This window comes from Nonomuraea ceibae, from assembly GCF_019396325.1.
In the GTDB taxonomy this organism is placed as follows: Bacteria; Actinomycetota; Actinomycetes; order Streptosporangiales; family Streptosporangiaceae; genus Nonomuraea; species Nonomuraea ceibae.
In genome coordinates, this window is the sequence record NZ_JAHKRO010000262.1 from 1 (window position 1) to 521 (window position 521).

General features: G+C 60.1%; 1 rRNA gene. It reads left to right on the forward strand.

Annotated elements, in window-relative coordinates:
* Positions 1-117, forward strand: a 16S ribosomal RNA gene (locus KME80_RS49865); the annotation flags it as partial.
* Positions 118-521 lie beyond the last annotated feature (404 nt).

Here is a 521-nt window from a genome sequence, read left to right on the forward strand (position 1 = left end):
CCGAAGCCCGTGGCCCAACCAGCTTGCTGGGGGGAGCGGTCGAAGGTGGGGCTGGCGATTGGGACGAAGTCGTAACAAGGTAGCCGTACCGGAAGGTGCGGCTGGATCACCTCCTTTCTAAGGAGCAGCTGACCTGGACGAGAGTCCTGGTCTACGTCGGGTTCATCAGCGAATGTCTGATGCTCGGCAGCTCATTAGTGGAGCACTGGCTACTCGGCACAGCGTGATCGCTGACCGGCAAGTACCGCCCCGCGAGGGGAGTGGGAACGGCGGCACAGGGGTTACGGGGTGCCGGACACACTGTTGGGTCCTGAGGAAACGGGCCGAATTCGTTCGGTTTGTTGGATACCTCAGTACAGGGCCGCTGAAGCATCTCCGTTGCGGGGTGTGGGGGCGGTTGCTGTTTGTTGTTTGAGATTTGCATAGTGGACGCGAGCATCTTTGTGGCCAAGTTTTTTAGGGCACACGGTGGATGCCTTGGCATCAGGAGCCGATGAAGGACGTGGGAGGCTGCGTTAAGC